The 24,866-nt window shown below is 76.0% G+C and carries 24 protein-coding genes; 10 read left to right on the forward strand and 14 right to left on the reverse strand.

The window, feature by feature from the left end:
- Positions 1-43 precede the first annotated feature (43 nt).
- The gene (locus MUK52_RS28770) at positions 44-889 is read right to left on the reverse strand and encodes a class II glutamine amidotransferase (protein ID WP_114058742.1); all 846 of its coding nucleotides are present in this window, start codon (positions 887-889) and stop codon (positions 44-46) included.
- 337 nt (positions 890-1,226) lie between these two features.
- On the opposite strand from MUK52_RS28770, the gene MUK52_RS28775 reads away from it, so the two are divergent.
- Together MUK52_RS28775 and MUK52_RS28780 are read left to right on the forward strand one after the other, a co-directional pair.
- Positions 1,227-1,871: a DUF4360 domain-containing protein gene (locus MUK52_RS28775; protein WP_114056241.1), complete on the forward strand. Its 645-nt coding sequence runs from the start codon at positions 1,227-1,229 to the stop codon at positions 1,869-1,871.
- A 60-nt stretch (positions 1,872-1,931) separates the two neighbouring features.
- The gene (locus tag MUK52_RS28780) at positions 1,932-2,594 is read left to right on the forward strand and encodes a DUF4360 domain-containing protein (protein ID WP_402379379.1); all 663 of its coding nucleotides are present in this window, start codon (positions 1,932-1,934) and stop codon (positions 2,592-2,594) included.
- A gap of 71 nt (positions 2,595-2,665) precedes the next feature.
- Here the strand turns inward: MUK52_RS28780 and MUK52_RS28785 are convergent, their stop codons facing one another.
- The 7 genes from MUK52_RS28785 to MUK52_RS28815 form a co-directional block, all read right to left on the reverse strand.
- On the reverse strand, positions 2,666-4,072 hold the full coding sequence (locus tag MUK52_RS28785; protein WP_246042599.1) for a L,D-transpeptidase: 1,407 nt from the start codon (positions 4,070-4,072) through the stop codon (positions 2,666-2,668).
- 314 nt (positions 4,073-4,386) lie between these two features.
- Complete coding sequence (locus tag MUK52_RS28790) at positions 4,387-6,576, reverse strand: bifunctional serine/threonine-protein kinase/ABC transporter substrate-binding protein (protein ID WP_284581302.1); 2,190 nt, start codon at positions 6,574-6,576, stop codon at positions 4,387-4,389.
- 3 nt (positions 6,577-6,579) lie between these two features.
- Positions 6,580-8,751: a bifunctional serine/threonine-protein kinase/ABC transporter substrate-binding protein gene (locus MUK52_RS28795; RefSeq protein ID WP_114056237.1), complete on the reverse strand. Its 2,172-nt coding sequence runs from the start codon at positions 8,749-8,751 to the stop codon at positions 6,580-6,582.
- A complete protein-coding gene (locus MUK52_RS28800) occupies positions 8,751-9,587 on the reverse strand; it encodes a hypothetical protein (protein WP_114056236.1) in 837 nt (278 codons plus the stop codon). The genes MUK52_RS28795 and MUK52_RS28800 overlap by 1 nt, the downstream gene beginning before the upstream one ends.
- 143 nt (positions 9,588-9,730) lie before the next feature.
- Positions 9,731-9,958, reverse strand: a complete 228-nt coding sequence (locus MUK52_RS28805) for a DUF6296 family protein (protein WP_284581306.1) — start codon at positions 9,956-9,958, stop codon at positions 9,731-9,733.
- Positions 9,959-10,177: 219 nt separating this feature from the next.
- The gene (locus MUK52_RS28810) at positions 10,178-10,798 is read right to left on the reverse strand and encodes an L-threonylcarbamoyladenylate synthase (RefSeq protein WP_114056234.1); all 621 of its coding nucleotides are present in this window, start codon (positions 10,796-10,798) and stop codon (positions 10,178-10,180) included.
- A gap of 158 nt (positions 10,799-10,956) precedes the next feature.
- Positions 10,957-12,075: a M20 family metallopeptidase gene (locus tag MUK52_RS28815; protein WP_284581308.1), complete on the reverse strand. Its 1,119-nt coding sequence runs from the start codon at positions 12,073-12,075 to the stop codon at positions 10,957-10,959.
- 200 nt (positions 12,076-12,275) lie between these two features.
- Here MUK52_RS28815 and MUK52_RS28820 point away from each other — a divergent pair, with 200 nt between their 5' ends.
- Together MUK52_RS28820 and MUK52_RS28825 are read left to right on the forward strand one after the other, a co-directional pair.
- Positions 12,276-12,785: a hypothetical protein gene (locus MUK52_RS28820; protein WP_246042598.1), complete on the forward strand. Its 510-nt coding sequence runs from the start codon at positions 12,276-12,278 to the stop codon at positions 12,783-12,785.
- Between the two features lie 193 nt (positions 12,786-12,978).
- Positions 12,979-13,995, forward strand: coding sequence for a DUF1259 domain-containing protein (locus MUK52_RS28825; RefSeq protein WP_284581312.1), 1,017 nt, complete (start codon positions 12,979-12,981; stop codon positions 13,993-13,995).
- 33 nt (positions 13,996-14,028) lie between these two features.
- Here the strand turns inward: MUK52_RS28825 and MUK52_RS28830 are convergent, their stop codons facing one another.
- Both MUK52_RS28830 and MUK52_RS28835 read right to left on the reverse strand, forming a co-directional pair.
- Positions 14,029-14,415, reverse strand: coding sequence for a VOC family protein (locus tag MUK52_RS28830; protein ID WP_114056230.1), 387 nt, complete (start codon positions 14,413-14,415; stop codon positions 14,029-14,031).
- 45 nt (positions 14,416-14,460) lie between these two features.
- Entirely contained in the window at positions 14,461-14,934 is a 474-nt protein-coding gene (locus MUK52_RS28835) for a MarR family winged helix-turn-helix transcriptional regulator (RefSeq protein ID WP_114056229.1), read from the reverse strand.
- 126 nt (positions 14,935-15,060) lie between these two features.
- Between MUK52_RS28835 and MUK52_RS28840 the strand changes: the two genes are divergently transcribed.
- The 4 genes from MUK52_RS28840 (at position 15,061) to MUK52_RS28855 (ending at position 18,611) form a co-directional block, all read left to right on the forward strand.
- Complete coding sequence (locus tag MUK52_RS28840) at positions 15,061-15,471, forward strand: organic hydroperoxide resistance protein (protein WP_114056228.1); 411 nt, start codon at positions 15,061-15,063, stop codon at positions 15,469-15,471.
- Positions 15,472-15,648: 177 nt separating this feature from the next.
- A complete protein-coding gene (locus tag MUK52_RS28845) occupies positions 15,649-15,915 on the forward strand; it encodes a hypothetical protein (RefSeq protein ID WP_114056227.1) in 267 nt (88 codons plus the stop codon).
- A 95-nt stretch (positions 15,916-16,010) separates the two neighbouring features.
- On the forward strand, positions 16,011-17,651 hold the full coding sequence (gene pgm, locus MUK52_RS28850) for a phosphoglucomutase (alpha-D-glucose-1,6-bisphosphate-dependent) (RefSeq protein WP_114056226.1): 1,641 nt from the start codon (positions 16,011-16,013) through the stop codon (positions 17,649-17,651).
- Between the two features lie 225 nt (positions 17,652-17,876).
- On the forward strand, positions 17,877-18,611 hold the full coding sequence (locus MUK52_RS28855; RefSeq protein ID WP_114058741.1) for an SOS response-associated peptidase: 735 nt from the start codon (positions 17,877-17,879) through the stop codon (positions 18,609-18,611).
- A 4-nt stretch (positions 18,612-18,615) separates the two neighbouring features.
- On the opposite strand, the gene MUK52_RS28860 is transcribed toward MUK52_RS28855, so the two are convergent.
- The 3 genes from MUK52_RS28860 to MUK52_RS28870 all read right to left on the reverse strand — a co-directional run bounded on the left by MUK52_RS28860 (position 18,616) and on the right by MUK52_RS28870 (position 22,625).
- Entirely contained in the window at positions 18,616-19,806 is a 1,191-nt protein-coding gene (locus MUK52_RS28860; protein ID WP_284581318.1) for an anhydro-N-acetylmuramic acid kinase, read from the reverse strand.
- Positions 19,803-21,125, reverse strand: a complete 1,323-nt coding sequence (locus MUK52_RS28865) for an MFS transporter (protein ID WP_284581321.1) — start codon at positions 21,123-21,125, stop codon at positions 19,803-19,805. The genes MUK52_RS28860 and MUK52_RS28865 overlap by 4 nt, the downstream gene beginning before the upstream one ends.
- 105 nt (positions 21,126-21,230) lie before the next feature.
- Positions 21,231-22,625, reverse strand: coding sequence for an NADP-dependent succinic semialdehyde dehydrogenase (locus MUK52_RS28870; RefSeq protein WP_114056223.1), 1,395 nt, complete (start codon positions 22,623-22,625; stop codon positions 21,231-21,233).
- A 208-nt stretch (positions 22,626-22,833) separates the two neighbouring features.
- Between MUK52_RS28870 and MUK52_RS28875 the strand changes: the two genes are divergently transcribed.
- Both MUK52_RS28875 and MUK52_RS28880 read left to right on the forward strand, forming a co-directional pair.
- Positions 22,834-23,205, forward strand: a complete 372-nt coding sequence (locus tag MUK52_RS28875; protein ID WP_284581324.1) for an STAS domain-containing protein — start codon at positions 22,834-22,836, stop codon at positions 23,203-23,205.
- A gap of 131 nt (positions 23,206-23,336) precedes the next feature.
- On the forward strand, positions 23,337-23,792 hold the full coding sequence (locus MUK52_RS28880; protein WP_114056221.1) for a Rieske (2Fe-2S) protein: 456 nt from the start codon (positions 23,337-23,339) through the stop codon (positions 23,790-23,792).
- Here MUK52_RS28880 and MUK52_RS28885 read toward each other — a convergent pair.
- Entirely contained in the window at positions 23,789-24,730 is a 942-nt protein-coding gene (locus MUK52_RS28885; RefSeq protein ID WP_284581327.1) for a nucleoside hydrolase, read from the reverse strand. The genes MUK52_RS28880 and MUK52_RS28885 overlap by 4 nt on opposite strands.
- Positions 24,731-24,866 lie beyond the last annotated feature (136 nt).

The raw sequence follows: 24,866 nt of genomic DNA on the forward strand, positions 1-24,866 counted from the left end.
CCCGGGGTCGGCGGGCCGGCGGCCGGGGTCGGCGGGCCGGCCGTCAGGGGAGTTCGGTGATGAACGGCAGGCAGTCCTCGTGGCCCTCCGCCGGCACCACCACGTAGCTCGCCTCGGGCAGCTCGTTCCACAGCCCCGGCAGGTCTCCCAGCGGCTCCGAGACCACCAGCCGGGTGTCGTCGGACACCTCGCGCAGGTAGGGCAGCTCCGGGTACAGCTCCCGTACGGTGTCTGCCCGGCTGCTGAAGAACAGGGAGCGCGACCGGCCGGAGCTGGAGTAGCGGAACGCCCACACCCGGTCTCCGTCGCTGACGGCGACCGTCATCTGGAGCGGGTCGGCGACGCCGTGCTCCTTGCCCACCCGCTCGACGAGACCCGCCATCCGGGCGACCGCGCCGGGCACGTCCTGGTCCAGGCCGAACGTGACGGCCAGGTAGAACATCACCTCGGAGTCCGTCGATCCCTCGATGCAGGGGAAGAGCGCCGGGTCGACGGCCATGCACAGGTCGCGCTGGAGGCGCTGGAAGTCGGTGATGGCCCCGTTGTGCATCCACAGCCAGCGGCCGTGCCGGAACGGGTGGCAGTTCGTCTGCTGGATGGCGGAGCCCGTCGAGGCCCGCACGTGGGCGAAGAACAGCGGGGAGCGGATGTGGGCGGCGAGCTCCCGCAGGTTGCGGTTGCTCCAGGCCGGCCCGATGTCGCGGAACACCGCCGGGGTGCCGTTCGCGGCCGCGTCGGTGCTGTACCAGCCGATCCCGAAGCCGTCGCCGTTGGTCGTCTCCACTCCCATCCGAGCATGCAGGCTCTGGTTGATCAGTGAGTGTTCCGGCTGGTAGAGAACCGCGTCCAACAGCAGCGGCGAGCCGGAATAGGCCAGCCATCGACACATGCGCACCATCCCTCTCCTGCGCCCCGTCCGAGCCTAACGCGGCACGGCGCCGCGTGCCCCGTGCGGACGCGCGGCCGGAGTACGGCCGGCCCGGCCGGGCGGGTCCGCGGGGTTCCGGTCAGAGTACGCGGGCGGCGCCTGCGGCCCGGCGGGCGGCGGCCGGGGGAGCGGGGCTGATGGGCGGGGTGCGGGGCGGTGGAGGCGGATGCGGAATTCGGCCAGCGGGAGTGGCCGGAGGCGGTTGGCCGTATCGGCACCTATCCGGCCCGCTGAACCCGTGGTGGCATGTCCATGCCGAAATTCGGAAACCGGCTCCGGAGGAATGGGGAAAATCCAGATGGCAATCCGCAGATTGACCGTCGCCGCGGCACTGGCGGCGCTGACCGCCCTGGCCGCACCGGCCCACGCCGCCACCGACACACCGCCGCCCGGGAGAATCACCGTCGACGTGGTCGGCGTCAACGGATCCGGATGCCCCCAGGGCACCGCCACCGTCGCCGCCTCCTCCGACAACACCTCCTTCACGGTCACGTACAGCGACTACCTCGCCCAGACGGGAGCCGGCTCCGGCGGCACGGACTTCCGCAAGAACTGCCAGCTCGCCCTCCGCATCCACGTCCCGCACGGCTTCACCTACGCCATCGCCCGCGCCGACTACCGCGGCTTCGCCCACCTCCAGCGCGGCGCCTACGGGCAGGAGCGCGCCAACTACTACTTCCAGGGCATGGCCCAGACCGCCCGCACCCTCCACCAGTTCCACGGCCCGTACTCAGACAACTGGCAGGCCACCGACCAGACCGACTACGCCGACCTGGTCTGGGCCCCGTGCGGCGAGGAGCGCAACCTCAACGTCAACAGCGAGCTGCGCGTCTACCCCGGCACCTCGAACCCGCAGTCGCTGAGCTTCATGAGCATGGACTCCACCGACGGCAGCGTCAGCACGGTCTACCACTTCGCCTGGAAGACCTGTCCCGGGTCCTGACCCGGCGTGAGCACCGGCCCACCCGAATCACGGTCAGGAGCGACGACGATGTCCCCTTCCCTGTCCCGCACCCTGCTCACCGGCGCCGCGGCCGCCGTCCTCGCCGCCACGGCGACCACCCCGGCAGGCGCCGCCGGCCACACCCCCCAGATCACCGCGCCACCCGACAAGATCGTGATCGAGCTCGCCACGGTCAACGGATCCGGATGCCGCGAGGGCACCGCCGAGGTGGCCGTGGCCCCCGACAACACCGCCTTCACCGTCACCTACAGTGACTACCTGGCGCAGGTCGGCCCGGGCGCGCCGCCGACCGCGTTCCGCAAGAACTGCCAGCTGAACCTGCGGGTCCACGTGCCCTCCGGCTTCACCTACGCGATAGTCCAGGCCGACTACCGCGGATTCGCATTCCTCCAGCCCGGCGCATGGGGCCAGGAACGGGCGAACTACTACTTCCAGGGAATGCCGCAGACGACGCAGCGCACCCACCAGTTCAACGGACCCTTCAACGACAACTGGCAGGCGACCGACCGGACCGAATACGCGGACCTCGTCTGGGCGCCCTGCGGCGAAAAACGCAATTTCAACATCAACACCGAACTGCGGGTGAATGCCGGCACCTCCAACCCGCAGGCGGCCACCAGCTTCATGACGATGGACTCCACCGACGCCAGCGTCAGCACCCTGTACCACCTCGCCTGGCAGGCCTGCCCCGCCCCCCGGTAGACGGCCCGCCCGGCGCGGTACCGGGCGCTGCACCCGCGATGCCGCGGGTGCAGCGCCCACCCGCGTCCGCGTCACACCATCGGCAGCAGGCGCGCCGGGGTGCGCGGCGCCCCCGCGGACACCGCCGCCGCAGGGGCCGCCTCCGCGGCCTCCGGGGCGAGCGCACTGCCCGCCAGCCAGGCCTTCCAGTCCAGGTTCCAGTCGCCGAACCCGTTCGCGAAGGGCTCCATCGGCTCACCGCCGCTGTTGACCACCTCCACGATGTCCCCGATCCGCACCGTGTCGAAGAACCAGGCCGCGTCCGCCGTGCTCATCCCCGTGCAGCCGTGGCTGACGTTCTCCCGCCCCTGTGCGTCCACCGACCACGGCGCCGCGTGCACGTACTCGCCGCTCCAGGTCACCCGCGTCGCGTACCGCACCGACAGGTCGTAGAACTCGCTCGTGCCGCGCTGGATGCCGACCGTGTCCCCGCGCATGCGGACCCTCGCCTCCTGCCCCAGCACCACCTTGATGCCGCTGCGGGTGCGGAAGCCCTCCTTGCCGGTGGTCACCGGGATCGTCCGCAGCACCCGGCCGTTGCGCCGCACCGTCATCCGGTGCGCCGCGGAGTCCGTCAGCGCCTCGATCCGGTCCCCGATGGCGAACTCCACCGGCTCCGACGGCCCGCCGTGGCCGTGCTCGCCGAGGTCCACCCCGTCCAGCCCGCTGCGCACCCGCACCACCGCATGCGCCGGCCAGTACGTACGCGGCCGGTAGTGCAGCGTCGAAGCGTCCACCCAGTGCCACGCCCCCTGCACCGCCGGCTCCGACGCGACCTCCAGGGACCGCTCGACCCGCGCCCGCGCCTCCCGGTCCGCCGCCGGGATCGGCCGGCTCAGCGAGGCCGTCACGATCTGCCCCGCCCCGTACGTGCCGGGCCGCGGCCCGAACCCGGCCGTCACCCGGCCGCTCCTCGGGGCGGGCGCCGTACGGAACGCCATGGTCGCCCCGACCGGCGTACCGGCCGCGTCCTGCGCCCCGACGCGCACCGTGTACAGCTCGCCGGCCCTCAGCGGCTCGGTGTTGTTCCAGTGCAGGCCCTTCGGCGAGAGGACGCCGCCGACGTGCCGTCCGTGCGCGTCCTGCACGGTGACATCGGTCAGCAGCCCGGGACCGGCCAGCCCGATCTCCAGCGGGCCGCCCGGGTCGGTCGGCAGCACCACCGTGCGCGCCGTGCGCACGGCGCCGCGCCCGCGCGGCTCGCGCAGGACCGCGCCCGCGCCGTCGGCGGTGGCCCGCACCCGCTGCTGCCGCCAGCCCGTGCACAGCCCGGCCCGGAACCGCTCCGCGGCGCACCCCGCCGCGGAGCCGCCGCCCTCCTCCAGCGCCCTGCCCACCAGCAGCACCACGCCGGCCGACGCGCGGGCGGCGGAGCCGCCCGCGGGCCCCTGCGGTGCGCTTGCGGGGGCCGCGGCGACGAGCAGCGCGGCGCCCGTCACCGCGGCGGCGACGCTCCACGCCCGGCTCCGCCGGGACCGGGAGGAGCCGGGCGACGGCCGTTCGGGTACATCCTGCTGCGGTTGCGCAGCCAGTGGTTCCCGTGGCGGGTGCGGTGCGGGGTGTGTCGGAGACATCGGGATGCGGCCCTCCCAGATCGCCCATGGCCGGATGGCAGCATCAAAGACGACCGCGGGCCGAAAGGATGATCATGCGCTCGGGGGGTGCGGCCGAACGGGAGCCGAAGAGCACCCGTACGGAGCAGGCACCCCGCACCGGTCCGGCCGCCGCGCCGCGGGCACGGGCACCGGCACCGTCACGCCGCCGCCGTCACGTCCGCGTACGGGCCCAGGTACGCGAAGGCGCCCGACCGGACCCGGTACAGGTGCGCGACGCGCAGCCCGGCCAGCATCCGCGTCGTCGCGTCGAACGCCAGCGGCTTGGCCAGCCCCTCGTAGGACGTGCGGAAGATCCGCCGCGACAGCCCCGGCCGGTCGCGGCCCTCCGCGCCCAGCCCGGCCAGGGCGGCCGCGACCAGGCCGAGCGCGTCGTGGGCCTCGGCGGCCCACCGGGCCGGCGGCGCCCCGTACGCCGCCTGGTGCGCGGCGGTGAAGTCCGCCGCGGCGGGCACCGCCGACGGCTCCGTGAAGAACGCGCCGAACAGCCAGTCCTCCGCCGCCCCGCCGGCCGCCTCCAGGAAGGCGGGGGCCATCACGCGGCCCGTCGCCATCCGCGGGCCCGCAAACCCGGCGCCGGCCAGCGCCCGCGCGAACCGGCCCGCGACCCCCGCGGACGTCCCCGCGAACACCGCGGCCTGCGCCCCGGCCCGCAGCATCCCGTCCACGACCCCCGCCAGGTCGGCGCCGCCCGCCGCGCCGGGGATCCGGTGGACGCTCACCGTGCCCTGCGACGGGGGCGTGTGCCGCAGCATGCGGGTCAGCTCCCAGTCCGTCTCCGCCGCGCCCTCCTGCTCGACCACCGCGGTGTGCGAGACGGGACGCACCCGCGACAGGTAGTGCAGCACCGGCAGGGAGATGTCCTCCGGCTTCCCGCGCGTGTCGCACACCGTCCGCCAGTCGGACTGCGCCGCCGACCCGCTGTGGACGGACACCGGCAGCAGCAGCAGGTCCGCGGCCAGGCAGGCGGCGGCCAGGGCGGGCACGGCGGCCTGCGCGGTGGGGCCGACGACCGCGACCACCGACGGGTCCGCCACCAGCTGCCCGATCACCTGCGCGGCCCGCGCGGGGTCGCCGCCGTCGTCCGCGGCGCGGACGGCCAGCCGGAACGGGGCGCCGCCGCGCGCGTTGTGCCGGTCCGCGGCCAGCCGCAGGCCCCGCTCGTGCGCCTCCCCCTCGGCCTTCCCCGGCCCCGACAGGTCCGCCTGGAGGGCGACGGTGAACACCGGCCCGGCCGCCGCCCCGCGCGCGGCGGCCGCCCCGCCCGGTCCTCGTCCGCGGGCGGCCAGCCACGCCGGCGGAACCGCCGCCGCGGCCGCCGCCCCGCCGACCGCCAGGAGGCGCCGCCGGGTCAGCGGGCCCCCGCCCGGCCCCGGCGCCCCGGGAGGCGCCTGCGGCCCGTCGAGGCGGGTGGGCTCGGGGGCGGGCAGCTCCAGGGCGCGGGTGGAGCGTTCGGCGATCAGCCGCGGCAGCGGCGGCGGCAGCCAGTCCGCGCCGCCCCCGCCCTCCCCGCCGGCCGGCTCCGCGCCGCCGCCGAGGAGCTCCCGCAGCCGCTGCGGGAGCGGCCGTCCGGCCGGGTCCTTCGCCAGGCACGCCCCGACGGCCTCCCGCAGCTCCTCCGGGACCCCGTCCAGCACCGGCTCGTCGTGCACCGTGCGGAAGACGACGGCGGCGGCGTGCCCGCCGCCGAACGGCCCCCGCCCGGTCGCCGCGAACACCAGGACGCAGCCGAGGGAGAACACGTCGCCCGCCGGCCCCGGCGCCCCCGCATCCGCCCGCGCCTGCTCCGGCGGCAGGTAGCCCGGTGTCCCGACGACAGCGTCGGCCGCCGTCAGCGTCGTCGCCCCGACCGCCCGCGCGATCCCGAAGTCGATCAGCCGCGGCCCGTCCGGCGCGAGCAGGATGTTCCCCGGCTTCACGTCACGGTGCACCAGCCCCGCCTCGTGCACCTGCCGGAGGGCCTCGGCCAGCCGCACCCCCAGAGTCCGCACGCTCCCCGCCGGCAGGGGCCCGTACGCGCCCACCGCCTCGGACAGCGACGGCCCGGGGACGAACGGCGTGGCCAGCCACGGCTCGCGGGCCTCCGGATCCGCGGCGACCACCGGCACCACCCACCGCCCGGACAGCCCCGCCGCGGCCTGCGCCTCCCGCCGGAACCGGGCCCGGAACGCCGGATCCGAGGCATGGTCGGCCCGGATCACCTTCACCGCGAGCAGGACACCCGCCGGGGACCGGCCCAGGTACACGGTGCCCATCCCGCCGGAACCGAGCCGTCCGAGGAGCCGGTGCCCGCCGACCGACGCCGGATCGGCAGGCAGGAGCGGGCGCACCCGCTACCCCGCCGGCTCGCGGACGGCAGGCCCCACGAACCGGATCCGGCCGCCCTCCACCCGGTGCAGGAAGTAGATGTTCCCCTTCACCTGCCGCTGCGCGTCGTACGCGTACTCCTTCGCAAGGCCCTGGTACGTGCCGCCGGGCAGGGCCGCCAGCAGCTCCGCCCGGGTCGGGCGGGCGCCGCCCCGCGCGGCCGCGGCCGCGGCCAGCCGGCCGGCGACCTGGGCGGCCGTGTCGTACGCCTCGACCGTCCAGATGCCGGGCGCCTCCCCGTACGCGTCCCGGTGCGCCTTGGCGAGCTGCGCGGCCCGCGGCGCCTCCGGGCCGGTGTACGGGGTGAGGAACTGCCAGCCCTCGGCGGCCGCCCCCGCCTGCGCGAGGAACTCCGGGCCCGCGATCCCGTAGTCCGCGGCCCGCGGCCCGCGGAACCCGGCCTCGGCCAGCAGCCCCGCCGTCTTCGCCGCCCCCGCCGCAGTGCCCGTGTAGAAGAACCCGTCGACGCCGTGCGCCAGCATGTCGGCGACGACCTCCGGCAGGGCCTGCGCCCCCCGCGGCACGACCCGCGCGTACACCGTCGCCGCCGGGTCGGCGGAGCCCAGGGTGCGGCTGAGCAGCAGCACCGCCTGCCACCCCTCGGCGTCGCCGTCGCGGTCGCACAGCAGGCCCAGGCGCCGCGCCCCCTGCCCCCGGACGAGCTGCAGGCCGACGGCCGAGCCCTGGCCGAGGGACAGCGCGGAGTTCTGGAAGAAGCTCCGCCGGTCCGCCACCCCGAACGAGGTGCCCAGCGCCGACACGGACAGCAGGGGCAGCGCGGCCTCCCCGTAGGGCTCCAGACAGGCCATCACCGAGGCGTTGGCGGTCGGACCGACCACCGCGAGGACGTCCCGGTTGCCGACCAGCTCGGCCGCGGCGGCGGCGCTCCGGTCGGCGGCACCGCCGTCGTCCGCGGTGACCACGCCCAGCGTGAACGGCCGCCGGGCACGGGAGTTGAAGTCGGCGACGGCCAGCCGCACCCCGCGCTCCTGGGCCAGCCCGGCCGCCTTGTGCGGCCCCGACAGGTCCGCGTGCACCCCGAGCAGCCACCGCCGCCCGCCCGCCCCGCCGGAGTCCCCGCCGCCCCGCAGCGACAGCCAGGCGGCGGCCCCGCCGCCGGCCACGGCCAGGGCGCCCGCCGCGCCGAAGGCCAGCAGCCGCCGCCGCGTCGGGCCGCGCCCGCCGCCGGCCCCGGTGCCGGCATCCGCGCCGCCCCGGGCCGCGTCGGCGGCGGTCTCCTCGATCCCCGGCAGGGCCAGCAGCGCGGCCGCCCGCTCGGCGATCACCGCCACGACCGGGTCGGGCAGCCACCCCGTGCCCGCCCCCGGCGCGTCCTCGGTCAGCGCCGCGTCCACCTCACGGGCCGTGGGCCGCTCCCCGGGGTGCTTGGCGAGGGCCCTGCGCAGCAGCCCGGCCAGCTCCGGGTCCGCGAGGACCTCCGGCCCGAACTCCGGCTCGTCGTGGACGGTGCGGTACAAGACCGCCTCCGCCGCGCCCGTCCCGAACGGCAGCCGCCCCGTGGCCGCGTACGCGAGCAGGCAGCCCAGGGAGAACACGTCCCCGGCGGGCTCGGCGGGCAGCCCCCTGGCCTGCTCGGGGGAGAGGAACCCCGGAGTGCCGACGACCACGTCCGTGGAGGTCAGAGCGGTGTGCTCGCCGCCGCGCGCGATCCCGAAGTCGATCAGCCGCGGGCCGTCCATGCCGAGCAGCACGTTCGCCGGCTTCACGTCCCGGTGGACCAGGCCCTGCCCGTGCATCACCCCGAGCGCCCCCGCCAGCGCCTTCCCGAGGAGCCGTACGGCCCGCAGCGGGAGCGGGCCGTGCGCGGAGACGGCCTCCGCCAGCGAGGGTCCGGGGACGAACGCGGTGGCCAGCCACGGCTCGGCCGCGTCCGGGTCGGCGCCGGTGACCCGCACCGCCCAGGGGCTGTCCACGCGGGCGGCGATGGCCGCCTCACGGCGGAACCGGGCACGGAAGTCGTCCTCGCCGGCGAGCTCTGCCCGGATCACCTTGACCGCGGCGAGCCCCCCGTCGTCCGAGCGGCCGAGGTAGACGACGCCCATGCCGCCCGCGCCGAGCCGCCCCAGCAGGCGGTGCCCGCCGATCCGGGACGGGTCCGCGGGGTGGAGCCGCTCCATCAGCCCTCCTTCGCGAGCGCGCCGTGTGCCCGGAGCATCATCCGGCTGGTCCCCTGCACGACCAGTGCCCGCACGTCCTGGGCAGTGACCCCGGCCGCGCCCCGGCCGGCGACCGCCATCGTCACCGGGCCGAACTGCCCCTGCGACCACATGTACGGGTGCGGCCCGCCGTCCTTGTCGCCGACGTACTCGCCGGACTCGCTGAACGCGTCCTCCGTCCAGCCGTTCAGCTGCTCTCCCAGGTAGAGCGAGGCGCCCCACAGGTTCTGCAGCCGCTCGCCGGCACCCAGGACCTGCTGCGGGCAGCGCAGCACCTCCTCCATGGCCTGCGCGGTCTCCCAGCCGGATCCGGACGGGTCGCGGTGGACGGTGACCGTCGCGCTGATCCGCACCCGGCCGCGGCCGTCGCCGGCCGGGACGTGGAAGTAGCGGGTCCGGGTGGCGAGCACGCCGGGCGGCAGGCCGGCGGTCTGCCACACGCAGTCCGCGTCGAGGACGGGCCAGAGGCCGGGCCGGCTCTCGAAGGGGGAGCTGCGCCGCACGTCCGGGCCGAACGCCTCCTGGTCGACCAGGACCCGGTCGAGCAGCGCACGGGCCGCGGCGGCGTCGGCGGGCTGCCTGGCCGGGTCGAACGCGGGGACGGCGGACGGGGCGGGCGCGCCGGCGGTGGCCCCGCCCGAATTTGCCGACGGACGCGGGGACCCGTCCGGACCGCCCCTCGCGCCCGGCGTCCCGTCCGCGGCACACCCGGCCAGGGCCAGCAGGGCCGCGGCCGCCGTCGCGCAGCCGCGGGCACGCAGCCCGCCCGGACGTCCGAATATCCCCGACCCCGTCACGGCGGAGATCGTACCCCGCACATCCGCGTGTCAAGTGCCTTACGGGCAAGGATGGTTGGCCTGGAAGTCGGCCGAACGGGGCCCTGTGGCACGGGAGTCGGGCCGCAGCCGAGGCCGGACAGGGCGCCAGGAGGGGCGGGCGGTCACTCCACCGGCCGGGCCCGGACCACGCGTGCCGGGGTCTGCCCGCCGCCGGAGGCCAGGACGCGGACCTCACCGCGGTCGCTGATCTCGGCGCGGACGATGCCGGTCGGGTCCTCGTACACCGGGTGCCCGCCGGGGCCCGACAGGCCGGTCGCGGTGACGACCACGACGTCCTCCCGGCCGCCCGCTTCCTCGGAAAAAACCAGCTCGAAGCGCTGGGAACTCATCCGCGCCCTCCTTCGCCGAGCGAACCGAGCGTCTCTCCCCATGATGCGCGCCCGCCGCCGGGGCCGCATCGCACCCCGGCCGACGAGTCGATCACGACGGGCGGGGGCGCCGGGACGGCCGGCGCCGCGCGTGGCCGCCCGCGGCCGCCCCGCCCCTGCCGGCCCCGGATCCGGCCGGCGGTGCGCCCGCCGGATCCGGCCCGAAGCCGCCGTACCGCCTCACTCGAACCGGGACGGGTCCCCGGCGCCGCGGCGGACGACCTCGGGGGCGCCGCCGGAGAAGTCGACGACCGTCGTCGGCTCCGTCCCGCAGTCGCCCGAGTCCACGACGATGTCCACGGAGTGCTCCAGCCGCTCCTTGATCTCCCAGCCGATGGTGAGCGGTTCGCTCTCGTCGGGCAGCAGCAGGGTGCTGGACAGCAGCGGTTCGCCCAGCTCGGCGAGGAGCGCCTGGGTGACGGTGTGGTCGGGGATGCGCACGCCGACGGTCTTCTTCTTCGGGTGCAGCAGCTGCCGCGGCACCTCCCGCGTCGCCGGGAGGATGAAGGTGTAACTGCCGGGCGTCGCCGCCTTGATGGCGCGGAAGACATCGTTGCCGATGTTGACGAGCTGCCCCAGCTGGGCGAAGTCCCGGCACACCAGCGTGAAGTGGTGCCGGTCGTCGAGGCGGCGGATGGACCGGATCCGGGCCAGGCCGTCCCGGTTGCCGAGCTGGCAGCCCAGCGCGTAGCAGGAGTCGGTGGGGTACGCCACCAGTGCCCCGGAGCGGATGCTGTCCGCGACGCCGCTGATCGTGCGCTGCTGCGGGTTGTCGGGGTGGACGTCGAAGTACTTCGCCATCCGCCGAGCCTACGCGATCGGCCGCGCCCTCGCCGCCGCCGCACCTGCGGCTGCGCCCGGTCCGCGGCCGCGCGGGCTGCTGCGCCCCTTCGCCGCAGCGGCACCCCGCGCGCACACGACGGACACCGGGCGCGCCGTGGTGCGCTCCTTCGAGCGCTCTACCGGGCCGCAGGCCGCGGCTGCTCCCGGATCGCGCGTACCAGGCCCGCGACCAGCTCGGCGCGCTCCGCCATGGTGTCGACCAGCACGTACTCGTGGTCGGCGTGGGCGCCGCCGCCGACCGCGCCGAGGCCGTCGAGGGTGGGCACGCCGAGTGCGGCCGTGAAGTTGCCGTCGCTGCCGCCGCCGACGGCCCTGCCCTCCAGCGACGGCAGCAGCTCCTTCGCCAGGGCGAACAGCCCGGCCGAAGCCGCCTCGGGCATCGGCGGCCGGCCGACGGCGCCGCTCACCGTGATCTCGGCCTCCGCCAGGTGCGGGGCGAGGGCGGCGAAAGCGGACTCGATGCGCTCCTTCTCGTCCGCCGTCTCCACCCGGACGTCCACCACGATGCTCGCCTCCGCCGGGACGACGTTGTCCAGCGTTCCGGCGGACGCGACGGTCGGGGTGACGGTGGTGCCGACCTCCGGCCGGCCGAGCGCGGCGATGTCCAGCACCTGGTGAGCCGCCTCCACGAGGGCGTTGACCCCGGCGGCCGGTTCGAGCCCGGCGTGCGAGGCGCGGCCGGCGATGCAGACGTGGAAGGACCCGCAGCCCTTCCGGCCGGTCTTCAGCGCCCCGCCGTCGGCGGCGCCCTCCACCACGAGGACGGCGCCGCAGGCCTGCGCCCGCTCCTCGATCAGCGCCCGCGAGGTGTGCGAGCCGACCTCCTCGTCAGCGGTCACCAGGATCTCCACGCCCGACGGGTCGCCGAGGCACGCGATGCCGTGCACCGCCTGGACGAGCCCGCCGAGCATGTCGAACACGCCCGGCCCGGTCACCCGCCCGCCCCCGACGGCGAACGGCCGCCGCTCCAGGGTGCCCAGCGGGAACACCGTGTCGTGGTGGCCGAGGACCAGCACGCGCGGCTCCCCGCCGCCCGACCAGTGGACGTGCGGACCGGCCTCGCTGTCGACCAGGACGGCCTGCCCGCCGAGCCGCCCCTCCAGGACCCCCGCGACCGCCTTCGCCGACGCGGCCAGCGCCTCCACGTCCCGCGACGGGGACTCGACTTCGACGAGGGTCCTGAGGTCTTCGAGCATCGCGTCGACACTCACACGGCCGGTCTTGTGCATCGTCATGCCGCAAGGGTACGCAGCGCCCCGCGCCCGGCCGGGCCCCGCCCGCACCGCGCAGGGTGCGCCAAAGCGTCATCGAACGCCCCGAATGCGCCAACCTGCCGCCGCAGGGCCCCGGGAGGGACTGCCCGCCGTGTCCCTGGGTAGTTGAATGCGTTGTACACCTTGATCTTTGTTGATGTGTTGATGTGGGAGGGTTTCCCGTGGCCGAACCGAAGGCTGTCCAGGACAGCGGCTGGGCCCCGGACGCGAGAGCCTCGGCGGCCACCGCCGTGGTGCTGACCTCGCTCCTGTTGGGCGTCGACGCCGCAGCCGGCTTCACCGACTGGCCGCGGACGGCGGTCTGGACGGGGCTCGGCGCGGTCCTCTTCGTCGTCCTGTGGCCCACCCGGGTCAGCGCCGCCCCCGGACGGCTGACCACGCGCGGGCTCGTCCGCCGGCGCCGGGTCCGCACCGACCGGCTGGTCTCCGTGGTCTGGCACGACGGGCCGGCGCAGCGGCTCGTCCTGACCGACACGGACGGCAACCGCGTCGAGCTCGACCCGCGGGTCCTCACGGCGAACCCCCCGCTGTGGCACCGGGTCGGCCAGGACATCGACACGAGCGTCGCCCGGGGAACCCTGGCCGAGGGCGTGGCGCCGATGCGCCGGCTCTCCCGCCTGATCGACAGCGAGACGGCGCAGGCGGTCTTCAAGGTGTCCGCGCTCTCCTGACCGGCCGGCACCGCCCGTACTCCGCCCCGCCTGCGCCGGCGCCTCACACGTTTCCGTCAGTGTTCCGGCCCGCGCCCGCCCCGCACGGGTGAGCCTTTCCCCCGTCCGGCCCGCAGCGGGCGCCGGCCTGCGCCCGACGGCCGGTGCGCCGTGGTTGCATCGCCAGTCGACGGACCGGACGGAGGCGTTGACCATGACCCGAGACCGACGGCCCGGCGGGGAAGCCCCCGCCGGCACATCCAGGCGCCGGCTGCTGACCGCGGCAGCGCTCGCACCCGTACTCGCCGGCGCCGGGGCGGCCACCGGCACCGCAGCCGCCGCCGTCCCCGGCACCGCGTCCGTGCCCGCCGCCCGGACCCCGATCGAGCCGGTGCCCACCACCGACGCCGACTGGCTGGGCGTCGCGGCCGCCCTGGGGCGCCCCGGACGCCTCATGTCCGGCCTCGTCTACCGGGTCGCCTTCCCGCGCCGCGACCTGACCGTCGTCTCCCAGGGCGTCACCATCCACCCCGGGCTGGCACTCAGCTCGTACGCCGCCTTCACCCCGTACGCCGACGGGATGACCGTGGTGCGCGGCGACCTCGTCGTCGTCGAGGCGGAGCTCCAGCGCGCCACCGACGCCCTGCACGCGAACGGATTCGGCCAGACCGCCATCCACAAGCACCTGCTCGCCCACGAACCCGACGTGTGGTGGACCCACTTCCACGCGATGGGGCACGACGCCGTCGAGGCGGCCCGCGGACTGCGGGCGGTCCTCGCCGCCACAGGCACCCCGCCCGCGGCCCCGCCCGCCGCCGTGCCGCCCCTCGACCTGGACACCGCCGCCATGGACGCCGCCCTCGGCGCCGCAGGCACCAACGACGGCGGCATCTACAAGTACACCTTCGGCCGCCGCGAGACCGTCACCGACGAGCACCGCATCGTGCCCGCAGCCACCGGCATGGCCACCGTCCTCGCCTTCCAGCCCCTCGGCGGCGGGCGGGCCGCCGTGAACGGCGACTTCGTGATGACCGCCGAGGAGGTCCACCACGTCCTCCCCGCCCTGCGCCGCGGCGGCCTGTCCGTCATCGAGCTGCACAACCACGGCCTGATGGACGAACCCCGCCTCTTCTACACCCACTTCTGGGGCGTGGACGACGCGGCCGCCCTCGCGCGGGGCCTGCGCCACGCCGTCGACGCCACCAACACCGCCCCGCCCGCCCGGCGCTGACAGCGCCGCGCCCCGCGGCACGGTGCGGCGGGGCTACGGGCGGTAGCGCAGCGGATGGTCCTCGGGCACCTCGACGACCGCGATCCGGACCCCGTCCGGGTCGGCGATCCACATCTCGACCAGCCCCCACGGCTCCCGCACGGGCGGCCGCAGCACCTCGGCACCCCGCTCGCGCAATTCCTCGTACGCGGCCTGCGCGTCGGCGACCTGGAGCCAGAGCCGCAGCCCGGGCGCCGGGGGCGCGGCCGACCGGCCGGAGACCTCCAGGAAGCCGCCGCCGAGGAAATAGACGGTGCCCCGGTCGGGCCCCGTGCCGAACTCGCGGTAGACCGCCAGCCCCAGGACGCCGCCGTAGAAGGCGCGCGAGCGCTCCGGATCCGTGGGGGTGAGCAGGACCCTGCTGCCCAGTACGTGCACCATGCCGCCGAATCTACGCCGTCGGCGCCGCGGCGCGCCGGATCTCCGTCAGACCTGTGCGGCGGCGGCGTCGAGGGCGGTCGTCAGGCGGTTCAGGCGGGTCTGGAGGTCGCGGATCTCGGCGAGGTCGCAGCCGGTGGCGGCGGCGATCCGCCGCGGGACCTCCGCCGCCCGGGCGCGCAGCCCGGTGCCGGCCTCGGTGAGGACGGCGTGCACCGAGCGCTCGTCCTCGGTGCTGCGCTCGCGGCGGATCAGCCCGGCCGCCTCCAGGCGCTTCAGGAGCGGGGAGAGGGTGCCCGAGTCGAGCCGCAGGCGGGCGCCGAGCTGCTTGACGGGGGTCGTGCCGTCCTCCCACAGCACGAGCATGACCAGGTACTGCGGGTAGGTCAGGCCGAGGTCCTTCAGGGCGACCCGGTAGACGCTCCCGAAGGCGCGGCTCGCCGCGTTCAGCGCGAAGCAGATCTGGCTGTCGAGGCGGAGGAAGTCCTCGTCGCCGGGGGTGTCGGTGGGCTGCTCGCTCATGCCGGCCAGTGTAGCCGGGGAACCGACGGCGAGCGATTGAGTTGTGCACAATTGAATTGTGTGCTCTAGTTGTGGTCGTCAGGCGGCGCACCGGCCGCCCGGACCACCACCGCGAGAGGAACCCCGATGGACGCGCTGTACACCGCCGTCGCCACCGCCAACGGCCGCGAGGGCCGCACCGTCAGCTCGGACGGCCAGATCGACCTCGCGCTCGCCATGCCCCCGGCGCTCGGCGGCAACGGCCAGGGCACCAACCCCGAGCAGCTCTTCGCCGCCGGCTACGCGGCGTGCTTCGCCAGTGCACTCGGCCTCGTCGGCCGGCAGGCCAAGGTCGACACCGGCGAGGTGTCCGTCACCGCGGAGACCTCCATCGGCAAGGACGCCACCGGCTTCGGCCTGGCCGTCACCCTGCGCATCGAACTGCCCGAGTCGCTGGCCGGCGAGACCGGCGCGCTTCTGGTCAAGCAGGCCCACGAGGTCTGCCCCTACTCCAAGGCCACCCGCGGCAACATCCCCGTCGAGCTCGTCGTCGAGTAACCGGAGCATCCGGACCAACCGGACCGGAGGAGCTGTCCGCGCCGTGCCGACCGCCCGTACGGCCCGCCCCGCCGTGCGGGCCGCCCGGGACGGGCCGACCCTGGAGGCGGCCCCCGGCCCCGGCCGCGGGCCGCCCGGCATCTCCCGGCACCTGCGAGGACGGCGGAGGCGTACGACGTGGACTACGGCAAACTCGACGCGGCACTCGCCCGGGCGGTCGACGAGGAGGACCGCGACCCGCACGCCCGCGACCTCGACGTCCTCGTCCGCCTCGGCGCACCGCCCACGGAGGAGCAGCGCGAACGGCTCCTCGCCTTCGACATCGAGGGCGCCGGCGGCCGCACCGGCCTCACCGCGACCCTCTCCCGGCACGGCATCGAGGCGCTCGCCGACCTCCCCTGGGTCCGCTCCGTCGCCCTCGCGGCCGAACGGGGCCCCATGTAGCGCAGGAAGGCCGGGGGGCGCCTGTGCGGGGGCGCGCCGCCGACGCGACAATGGCCCGTGTTGTTCCCGTTGGACCAGTACGGAGGAGCCGGCGCATGCCGAACGAACGAGCAGGGCAGCTGGCGGGCCCGGACGACCTGATCGACGTCGCCCGGCTCGTCACCGCGTACTACACCCTGCACCCCGACCCGGCGGACCCCGCCCAGCGCGTTGCCTTCGGCACCTCCGGGCACCGCGGGTCCTCCCTGGCGACCGCTTTCAACGAGGACCACATCGCCGCCACCAGCCAGGCGATCTGCGAGTACCGGGCCGGCCAGGGCACCGACGGGCCGCTCTTCCTCGGCGCCGACACCCACGCCCTCTCCGAGCCCGCCCGGGCGACGGCCCTGGAGGTCTTCGCCGCGAACGGCGTCACCGTCCTCCTCGACCCCGCCGACGGCTACACCCCGACGCCCGCCGTCTCGCACGCCGTCCTCACCCACAACCGCGGCCGGACCTCCGGCCTCGCCGACGGCGTCGTCGTCACCCCCTCCCACAACCCGCCCGCCGACGGCGGGTTCAAGTACAACCCGCCGCACGGCGGACCGGCCGGATCCGACGCCACCGGCTGGATCCAGGAGCGCGCCAACGAGCTGATCGCAGGCGGCATGAAGGACGTCCTGCGGATGCCCTACACCCGCGCCCGGGCCGCCTCCACCACCGCGGCATACGACTACCTCGGCACGTACGTCCGCGACCTGCCCTCCGTACTCGACCTCGACGCGGTCCGCGCCGCCGGCGTCCGGATCGGCGCCGACCCCCTCGGCGGCGCCTCCGTCGCGTACTGGCAGCGCATCGCCGAGGAGCACCGCCTCGACCTCACCGTCGTCAACCCGCACACCGACCCCGCCTGGCGGTTCATGACGCTCGACTGGGACGGGAAGATCCGCATGGACTGCTCGTCCCCGTACGCGATGGCCTCCCTGATCGAGGGCCGCGACCGGTTCGCCATCGCCACCGGCAACGACGCCGACGCCGACCGGCACGGCATCGTCACCCCCGACGGCGGGCTGATGAACCCCAACCACTACCTCGCCACCGCCATCGACTACCTGTACCGCCACCGCGCCGACTGGCCCGGCACGGCGGCCGTCGGCAAGACCCTCGTCTCCTCCGGGATGATCGACCGGGTCGCCGCCGACCTCGGCCGGACACTGGTCGAAGTGCCCGTCGGGTTCAAGTGGTTCGTGGACGGGCTGTCCGCCGGCACCCTCGGCTTCGGCGGCGAGGAGTCCGCGGGCGCCTCCTTCCTGCGGCGCGACGGATCGGTGTGGACCACCGACAAGGACGGCATCATCCTCGCCCTGCTCGCCTCCGAGATGCTCGCCGTCACCGGCAGCACCCCCAGCGAGCGCTACGCCGCCCTGGCGGAACGGTTCGGCGAGCCCGCGTACGCGCGCATCGACGCGCCGGCCGGCCGCGAGGAGAAGGCGGTGCTCGCCCGGCTCTCGCCCGAACAGGTCACCGCCGACACCCTCGCCGGCGAACCCGTCACCGCGGTCCTCACGCACGCCCCCGGCAACGGCGCCGCGATCGGCGGCATCAAGGTCGCCACCGAGAACGCCTGGTTCGCGGCGCGCCCGTCGGGCACCGAGGACGTCTACAAGATCTACGCCGAGTCCTTCCGCGGGCCCGACCACCTGGCCCGCGTCCAGGAGGAGGCCCGCGCGGTCGTCGCCACCGCCCTCGCGTCCTGACCCGCCTGCCCGCCTGCCCGCCCGCCGTCCTGCCCGCCCGCCGACCGCCGGTCCGGCGGGCGGGGCCCGGCCGCCCGGTGTCGGCACCCGGCCCGGCGGCCTACGCTGGAAGCGGCGGCCGCCTGCGGTGAGCGGCCCGGGCGGTCGCCCCGGCGGCTGCGGGCACGTACCCCTCCTTGTTCCCCGCGCCCGCGGCGCCGGCCGCGGGATGGCACAGTGGAGGCCATGTGCGGACGGTACGCCTCGTCACGGGCGCCCGAGGACCTCGCCGGCCTGTTCCAGGCCCGCCTGGAGCCCCGGGAAGAGCTCGCCCCCAGCTGGAACGTCGCCCCCACGGACCCCGTCTGGGCCGTGCTGGAGCGGCCCGACCGCGACACCGGCGAGCCGGGCCGCCGCCTGCGCACCCTGCGCTGGGGCCTCGTCCCCTCCTGGTCCAAGGACCCCGGCGGAGCCGCCCGCATGATCAACGCCCGCATGGAGACGGTCCACGAGAAGCCCGCCTTCCGCCGCGCCTTCACCCGGCGCCGCTGCCTCCTGCCCGCGGACGGCTTCTACGAATGGCAGTCCGTCCCCGCGACCGCCACCGCGAAGGCCTACAAGCAGCCCTACTTCATCGCCCCCGAGGACGCCTCCGTCATGGCCATGGCCGGCCTGTACGAGTTCTGGCGCGACCCGGCCGTCACCGACGAGGACGACCCCGCTGCCTGGCTCGCCACCGCCACGATCATCACCACCGAGGCCGCCGACGCGGCCGGCCGCATCCACCCGCGCATGCCGCTCGCCCTCGACCCGGACGACTACGACGCCTGGCTCGACCCCGCCCACCAGGACGCCGACGCCCTGCGCGCCCTCCTCCACACCCCCGCCGCCGGCCGCCTGGAGGTACGGGCCGTCTCCACCGCCGTCAACAGCGTCCGCAACAACGGCCCCCACCTCCTGGACCCCGCCCCCGCCGCCTGAACCGCTACCCGCTCACGGCGAGTGCGTACGGCTCCCGCTGCGGCCGCTCCGGAAGCCGCAGCGGGCGCCGCCCCGGCGTCAGCGAGCCCAGCACCCGCGGGCCGCCCGCCCCCGTACAGTCCGGCGCGTTCCCCGGGAGCCCGTGCAGCGTCAGGTAGCCCAGCACGGCGAACGCGTACGCCTCCTTCGCCGCCGCCGGAAGCCCCAGCTCCTCCGAGCCGCGCACCGCCGCCCCGGACGGCCCGAGCTCGGCCCGCAGCATTCCCATCAGGGTCGGATTGCGCACCCCGCCGCCCGACGCGAACACCTCCGTCGCGCCGAGCGGCCGCAGCGCCTCCGCCACCGTCCGCGCCGTCAGCAGGGTCAGCGTCGCCACCAGGTCCTCCCCGGTGGGAGCCCCCCGGCCCCCGCCCGCGGCGAGGTGCTCCCGCAGATAGCCCGCATGGAACAGCTCCTTCCCCGTCGTCCGCGGCGGCGCCAGCCGGTAGTACGGGTCCGCCGCGAGCCGCCCCAGCAGCCCCCCGTCGACCCGCCCGGCCGCGGCGAGCAGCCCGTCCCGGTCGTACCCGAGCCGCCCCCCGGTCAGCTCCCGCACCGCCGCGTCGATCAGCGCATTGCCCGGCCCCGTGTCGAACGCCACCGCCCCGCCGCCCGGCCGCACCACGGTCACGTTCGCGATGCCCCCGATGTTCAGCGCGGCCGGCACCCCCGGCCGCCCCCGCAGCAGCATCAGGTCCACCAGGCTGACCAGCGGCGCGCCCTGGCCGCCCGCCGCGACGTCCCGCGGCCGGAACCCCGACACCACCGGGCAGCCCGTGCGCTCCGCGATCCACGCCGGCTCGCCCAGCTGCAGTGTCCCGTGCACCCGCCCGTCCTGCGCCCAGTGGAACACCGTCTGCCCGTGCGAGGCGACCAGCTCGGCCCGGCCCGCGCACAGCTCCCGGTCCGCGCGGGCCGCCGCGGCCGCGAAGGCCTGCCCGATCCGGGTGTCCAGCCGGCAGACGTCCGCGAGCGTGGTGGCCGCGGGCGGCAGGGCCGCCGCCAGCGCACCCCGCACCTCCTCCGGGTAGGGCGCGCTGACCATGCCCAGCGGCGCCAGCCGCAGCGTGCCGCCGTCCGCGGACAGCGAGAGGTCGGCGGCCGCCGCGTCCACCGCGTCGTACGAGGTCCCCGACATCAGCCCGACCACCCTCACCGCAGGGCCTCCCGGTGCGCGCCGCCGCCCAGCGTCAGCAGGGCGGGCACGCTCAGTGCGCAGGCGCCCGCCGCGTAGTACGCGGGCACGGCCGTGCTCCCGGTCCCCGCCGCGACGGCCGTGATGACGAGCCCGGCGCAGCCGGAGAAGACCGCATTGGCCAGGGCGTACGCCACCCCCAGGCCGGTGCAGCGGACCCGCCGCGGGAACATCTCGGCGAGCATGGCCGGCCCCGGCCCCGCCAGCAGCCCCACCAGCGCCCCCGCCAGGAGCACGGCCGCGGCCTTCGCCGCCGGGGGAGCGCCGGGCGACTGCACGAGCCGCAGCAGCGGCAGGGCGAGCACCACCACCGAGACGGCCCCGCACAGCATCACCGGCCGGCGCCCGACCCGGTCGCTGAGCACCCCGGCGGGCAGGATCGACGCGGCGAAGCCGAGGTTGGCGAGCGCGGTGGCGAGGAGGGCGTCGCGGGCCGAGGCCCCCAGCACCGCCTGCAGGTGGGACGGGAGCACCACGAGGAACGCGTACCCGGCGGCCGACCAGCCCATGATCCGCCCGATCCCCAGGACGACCGCGCGGACCACCTCGCCCCGGCGTACCCCCGCCGCGGCCCCCGGCACCCCGTACGCCCCGGGACGGCCCGCCGGCGGCGGCTCCTCCAGCCCCGCCCGCAGCCACAGCGCCACCGCCCCCAGCGGCAGCGCCAGCAGGAACGGGATCCGCCACCCCCACGCCCGCAGGTCGTCCGCTGGCAGCGCCCAGGCCAGCGCCGCGGCGGTGCAGGCACCCGCCAGCAGGCCGAGCGCGACGGTGAACGACTGCCAGGCGCCGCCCAGGCCGCGGCGCCCCGGAGGGGCGTGCTCCGTCATCAGCGACACCGCCCCGCCGAACTCGCCCCCGGCGGACAGGCCCTGCAGGACCCGCAGGAGCGTCAGCAGCAGCGGGGCGGCGGCGCCGATCGAGGCACGCGTGGGCAGCAGCCCGATCGCCGTGGTCGCGGCCGTCATCAGGCCCACCGCCGCGATGAGCGCCTGCCGCCGCCCGACCCGGTCGCCGATCCGCCCGAACAGCAGGGCGCCGACCGGGCGGAAGAAGAAGGCGAGGGCGAACGAGGCGTACGTCGTGACGAGGGCGGCGGCGCCGCCCGCACCGGCCCCGGCGGGCGTGAAGAAGTTCTCCGCGATGACCGTGACCAGGCAGCCGTAGACGCCGAACTCGTACCACTCGACGAGGTTGCCGACGCAGCCGGCGAGCACCGCCCGCCTGGGCCCGGAGGGCCGGCCGGGGGCCGCGCGCAGGCGCAGTTCGAGAGGGCTCACCCGTGCTGCGTCCCCCCTCGGCGGGCCGGCGACGCCTGCGGACGGCCACGTTCAGCACATCGGCAGACCCCGTGAGAGGCGCCGGGGCCGGAACCGGGACCGGGGTCAGTCGGCCGCCTGCCACACCGTGGTGACGTTGCAGAACTCGCGGATGCCGTGCCCGGACAGCTCCCGCCCGTAGCCGGAGCGCTTCACACCGCCGAACGGCAGGGCGGGGTGCGAGGCGGTCATGCCGTTGACGTAGATCCCGCCCGCCTCCAGGTCGCGGACGAACCGGTCGACGTCCTCCTCGCTGCGCGTCCACACGTTCGAGCTGAGCCCGAACGGCGTGTGGTTGGCCCGCTCCACCGCCTCGTCGAGGTCCGCGACCCGGTACAGGGTGGCCACCGGCCCGAACGTCTCCTCCTGGTCGATGCGCATGCCCGGGGTGATCCCGGCGAGGACCGTCGGCTCGTAGTACCAGCCCCGCTCCAGCCCCGGCGGCCGCCGCCCGCCGCACAGGACCTCCGCCCCGGCGGCCACCGCGTCGTCGACGAGCTCCTCCAGGTCGGCCCGGCCCTTCTCGGTGGCGAGCGGGCCCACGTCGGTGCCCTCCAGCATCGGGTCGCCGACGCTGAGCGCGGCCATCGCGGCGCGGAACCGCTCCGCGAACCCGTCGTACACGTCCGCGTGCACGATGAACCTCTTGGCGGCGATGCAGGACTGCCCGTTGTTCTGCACCCGCGCCGTCACCGCCGTCCTGACGGCCCGTTCGAGGTCGGCGGACGGCATGACGACGAACGGGTCGCTGCCGCCCAGCTCCAGGACCGTCTTCTTCACCTCGTCGCCGGCCGCCGCGGCCACCGCCCGGCCGGCCGGCTCGCTGCCCGTCAGCGTCGCCGCCGCGACCCGGGGGTCGCGCAGCACCGCCTCCACGCCGCCCGAGCCGATCAGGAGGGTCTGGAAGCAGCCCCGCGGGTACCCGGCCCGTTCGAAGAGCCCGTCCAGGTAGAGGGCTGTCTGGGGGACGTTCGAGGCGTGCTTGAGCAGGCCGGTGTTGCCGGCCATCAGCGCGGGCGCCGCGAACCGCATGACCTGCCACAGCGGGAAGTTCCACGGCATCACCGCGAGCACCACCCCCAGCGGCCGGTAGCGGGTCCGCACGGATGCGGCCCCGCTGTCGCGGACGTCGGCCGGGTCCGGCACCTCGTCCGCCAGGAGGGACTCGGCGTTCGCCGCGTACCAGCGCATCGCCTTCACGCACTTGGCGGCCTCGGCGCGGGCCGCCGCCAGCGGCTTGCCCATCTCCTCCGTCATCGTCCGGGCGATGTCCTCGTTGTCCGCTTCCAGCAGGTCCGCGGCCCGCAGCAGCAGCTCCGCCCGCTCGGCGAAGCCGGTCGTGCGGTAGGCGGCGAAGGCGCGCACGGCGTCGTCCAGACACCGCTCGACGGCCTCCGCCCCCATCGGCTCGAAGGTGCGCACCGTCTCACCCGTCGCGGGGTTCACCGTGGCGATCGGCAATGTCGGCTCCTCGGGTCGTCGGCCTGGGCAGGCAGGCCTCGGCAGGCTGGCCTCGACCCTGCCCGGCGGGGCACACCGGCGCAACGCGGCGCGCGGTGCCGCCGCGCACGGGGGTGCGGCGGCGTATGGTCGCCCGCAGGGGCCGACGCCCGCGGAAACGGGCCCGGAGGGGTTCCTGCTCGGCCCCGGAGGGAGGCCTGAGGACCGCATGGCAGCAGACGCGCACGGGACGGGCGGGGGCGGCGGGCACGGATTCACCGCGGAGCTGAGCCGGAAGGGCCCGATCGCGGTCGTCGCCCTGTCCGGGGAACTGGACCACGACGGACCGCAGCCGCTGCGGGACGCGATCGGGCAGGCGCTCGCCGGGGGCGCCGCACGCGTCCTCGTGGACTGCACCGGCCTGGAGTTCTGCGACTCCACCGGGCTCAACACCCTGCTCCAGGGGCGGCTCGACGCGCTCGCCGCAGGAAGCACGCTGGAACTCGCCGGGATCCGGCCCGCCGTGGCCCGGCTTTTCGAGATCACCGGGGCGGGCACGCTGTTCACCGTCCACGCCACGCTGCCCGAGGAGGCGGGCTGACCACCGGGCGCCGCTCGACCGCAAGTTCCCCTGCCGTCCGGTGAACCGCGCGCGCCCACCGGGCGTGTACCTCCTGAGACCGGGGAGCAGACGATGCCCCGGCCTGCTCACAGGACGAGAAGGAGAACGGTATGGGCGACACGACACGCCGGCGCACGGTCCTCGCGGCGGGCGCCGCCACGCTCGCCGGCGCCGCACTGACGGCCTGCGGCGGCGACGGCGGCTCCCAGGCCCCGGACGCCTCCGGCGCCCAGGGTGCCCCGCCCGCCGGGGACCCCGCGGCGGGCGGCGCCGGGGGCGGCGGCACGCTCGCCCGGACCTCGGACATACCGGTCGGCGGCGGAAAGGTGTTCAAGGACCGCAAGGTCGTCGTCACCCAGCCCACGCCCGGCCAGTTCAAGGCGTTCTCCGCCACCTGCACCCACCAGGGCTGCTCCGTCGCCTCCGTCGCCGACGGCAACATCGTCTGCCCCTGCCACCAGAGCCTGTTCAAGGTCTCCGACGGCTCTGTCGCCGGCGGACCCGCCACCCGCCCGCTGGCCCCGGCCGAAATCACCGTCGACGGGGACAGCATCTCGCTGGCCTAGGCGGCCCCGAGCGCGCTGACGGCGGCGACGACCCGGTCCCAGAACCGGTCGGCGTCCAGGGTCGTCGCCACCCGCGCGTTCACCGGCCGGCCGGTCTGCCCGAGCAGGTCCACCACCGTGGCACCCCGCGTGTACCGGCCCGACAGCTCCACCACGACGTTCGCGTCGACGCACCCCACGATGCCCGGGTCGATCACCCGGGCCACCGCCACCGGGTCGTGCAGCGGCGGGTGCGCGAAACCGTACAGCTCGCGGTAGGTGCCCGCGAAGAACGTCAGCAGCCCCGCGCAGACGTCGCCGAGCGGCGTGCCCATCCCCGCGAAGCGGGACACCACCTCGGGCGTCGCCAGCGCCTGGTGCGTCACGTCCAGCCCGCACATCGTCAGCGGCACCCCGCTGCGGAAGACGATGTCCGCGGCCTCCGGATCGGTCAGCACGTTGAACTCCGCGGACGGCGTGCGGTTGCCGCGCCCCGCCGAACCGCCCATGAGAACGATCTCCCGGATGCGCCCGGCGTCCCCGGGGTGGCGGGTCAGCAGCAGCGCGATGTTGGTCAGCGGCCCGGTCGGGACGAGCACCACCGGCTCGGGGTGCCCGGCGAGGATCCGGTGGATGAGGTCCACGGCGTGCTCGGGCACGGTGTCCACGGAGGGCGCCGGGAAGCCCGGCCCGTCGAGGCCGGACACGCCGTGCACGTCGGCCGCGACCGCCAGCGGCTGCACCAGCGGCCGGTCGCAGCCCGCGGCGACCGGCACCCCGGTGATCCCGGCGACCGTGCACACCCGCAGCGCGTTCAGCGTGGTCTTGGGGAGGGTCTGGTTGCCCGCGACCGTCGTGACGGCAAGCAGCTCGACGCTCGGATCACCCGCCGCCAGCATGATCGCGAGGGCGTCGTCGTGCCCGGGATCGCAGTCGATGATGATCGGTACGGGGCGCACGGGCACGGCCACTCCTCGGATTCGCTTCCGGTCGCGATCAGTGTGCCCGCCCGCCACTTCCGGCGACAGCAGGCCCGCCCGCCCCCGCGGCCGACTGGCCGAGGACCGTACGCCCGCCAAGTCACCTTGGCCGTAA

The sequence above is a fragment of the Streptomyces sp. 2P-4 genome (assembly GCF_030167965.1).
Classification (GTDB): Bacteria; Actinomycetota; Actinomycetes; order Streptomycetales; family Streptomycetaceae; genus Streptomyces; species Streptomyces globosus_A.

Bases quoted from the DNA above. Each gene is read 5' to 3' on its own strand.
- MUK52_RS28825 (WP_284581312.1), top strand. From the start codon at position 12,979: ATGACCCGAGACCGACGGCCCGGCGGGGAAGCCCCCGCCGGCACATCC.
- MUK52_RS28880 (WP_114056221.1), top strand. From the start codon at position 23,337: ATGGGCGACACGACACGCCGGCGCACGGTCCTCGCGGCGGGCGCCGCC.
- MUK52_RS28810 (WP_114056234.1), bottom strand. From the start codon at position 10,798: ATGGCGAAGTACTTCGACGTCCACCCCGACAACCCGCAGCAGCGCACG.
- MUK52_RS28815 (WP_284581308.1), bottom strand. From the start codon at position 12,075: ATGACGATGCACAAGACCGGCCGTGTGAGTGTCGACGCGATGCTCGAA.
- MUK52_RS28855 (WP_114058741.1), top strand. From the start codon at position 17,877: ATGTGCGGACGGTACGCCTCGTCACGGGCGCCCGAGGACCTCGCCGGC.
- MUK52_RS28840 (WP_114056228.1), top strand. From the start codon at position 15,061: ATGGACGCGCTGTACACCGCCGTCGCCACCGCCAACGGCCGCGAGGGC.
- MUK52_RS28775 (WP_114056241.1), top strand. From the start codon at position 1,227: ATGGCAATCCGCAGATTGACCGTCGCCGCGGCACTGGCGGCGCTGACC.
- MUK52_RS28795 (WP_114056237.1), bottom strand. From the start codon at position 8,751: ATGGAGCGGCTCCACCCCGCGGACCCGTCCCGGATCGGCGGGCACCGC.
- MUK52_RS28875 (WP_284581324.1), top strand. From the start codon at position 22,834: ATGGCAGCAGACGCGCACGGGACGGGCGGGGGCGGCGGGCACGGATTC.
- MUK52_RS28835 (WP_114056229.1), bottom strand. From the start codon at position 14,934: ATGAGCGAGCAGCCCACCGACACCCCCGGCGACGAGGACTTCCTCCGC.
- MUK52_RS28770 (WP_114058742.1), bottom strand. From the start codon at position 889: ATGTGTCGATGGCTGGCCTATTCCGGCTCGCCGCTGCTGTTGGACGCG.
- MUK52_RS28830 (WP_114056230.1), bottom strand. From the start codon at position 14,415: ATGGTGCACGTACTGGGCAGCAGGGTCCTGCTCACCCCCACGGATCCG.
- pgm (WP_114056226.1), top strand. From the start codon at position 16,011: ATGCCGAACGAACGAGCAGGGCAGCTGGCGGGCCCGGACGACCTGATC.
- MUK52_RS28805 (WP_284581306.1), bottom strand. From the start codon at position 9,958: ATGAGTTCCCAGCGCTTCGAGCTGGTTTTTTCCGAGGAAGCGGGCGGC.